The 1505-nt window shown below is 57.9% G+C and carries 1 protein-coding gene; it reads right to left on the bottom strand.

Annotated elements, in window-relative coordinates; all coding sequences use genetic code 11:
* Positions 1–19: 19 nt before the first annotated feature.
* Positions 20–1228 (bottom strand): IS110 family transposase, encoded by a 1209-nt coding sequence (locus HMI57_RS18250; protein ID WP_171587417.1) that lies wholly within the window; start codon positions 1226–1228, stop codon positions 20–22.
* Between the last annotated feature and the right edge of the window lie 277 nt (positions 1229–1505).

The following is a 1505-nucleotide window of genomic DNA, read 5'->3' as shown; positions in this document are numbered from 1 at the left end:
TTTGATGCTCCTATAGGTGTCAATGGTCGTTGAGCCAGTTTGTGTAGTGCTGGTGCAGGGCGTCGTCGCGTGTGAGTCCACGTTCGAGTCTGGATAGGGATGAAGTCCAGACGTGCAGATTGTCGGCGGCCGTTTGAAGGGTGATGTTCTTGCTTTTACGCAGTACCCGCAGCATCCCGGCATTCGGCGCTGGTTGTGGGTTGAGGATTTGATCATAGATTTCGCGGGCTATGTAGCGTTTGAGGCATCGCATAATTTCCTTGGTATTTTTGCCTTCCTGCCGGCGTCGGGCGACGTAGGTTTTGGTTCGGGTGTCGCTCATCATTCGTACGAGAGCGACGTGGTGGATGGCCTTGTTTGCTTGCCGGTCGCCTCCGCGGCTGAGTCGGTGCCGGGTGGTTTTTCCCGAGGACGCGGGGACGGGTGCGACACCGACCAGGGCCGCGAATTTAGATTCCGTGCCGATTCGTTCAGGATTATCGCCCACGGTGACCAGTAGTTGGCTGGCGACGTCGGTTCCTACGCCTTGAAGGTCGCGGAGTAAGGGAGCATGGACGGTGATGAGGGCGTCGAGTTCAGCGTCGATCTGGGCAAGTTCCTGATGCAAGTGTCGGTAACGGACGGCGAGTCGTTTGAGCACCACAACGGTGCAGTGGGCTGGGTCGGAAATACTTCCAGCGGGGCGGGTCCTCTCAAGTGCACTCATCATTGCGGCGCTGCTTAAGTCCCGGTATTTGGCGCGGAGCGGTTCGGGTGCGGAAACCAAGATGCTTTTGATCTGGGTCATGACGGCGACTCGTGAGCGCATGGCTGAGGATCGTTCAATACGTAGAACGCGCAGTGATTCCACCGCCCCTTCCCTAGCTTTAGGGGTGGCAGTACCCCGGCCTGCGAGAACGGACTCAGCGGCCTGATAGGCGTCGATTGGGTCCGATTTACCCCGTAGTCGGCGCCCTTGCCGGTTCGGGCGCATGACTTCCACGACGCGGATCCCCTCCTTCGCCAGGGTCCGTGCCACCTCAGCACCGTAGCTGCCAGTGCCTTCGACGCCGGCAGCGATTACCGATCCAAAGCCAGTGATGAAGCAGATGATGTCCCGGTAGCCGGACGCGACGGCCAGGAACTGCCGATCGGCAAGGTGTGATCCGGTTTCGGAGATGATAGCGACGTGATGAGTGTCGGCATGAGTATCAATGCCGGCGATGACTTTGAGATGTTCATTTGTCATGATGAAACTGCCCTGACCTTCCGTTGCATGCGGGTGGAACACGAAGGGCACGCCGGTCGGGTGGGCAGACAAGACAGTAATGGGACTTTTAGAACAGGCTCCTATGAAGTCATGTCCACCCGGCCGCCGCGTTTACTGCAGCTGCGTTGCGGCGGACAGATCAAAATGAAGACAACCCCTTCACGGAGCGTCAGTCAGTAGCAGAGTCACACCGCAACACAACCAATTTCATCATTACTGTCAGTGGCGGGTGATCGAATAGAGGTATGGAAAGCAG

Origin of the sequence: Arthrobacter sp. 260, assembly GCF_013116745.1 — a bacterium.
Lineage (GTDB): Bacteria > Actinomycetota > Actinomycetes > Actinomycetales > Micrococcaceae > Arthrobacter_D.
Note: the sequence above shows the minus strand (reverse complement) of the source record. Positions and strands in the feature narration are given on the sequence as shown.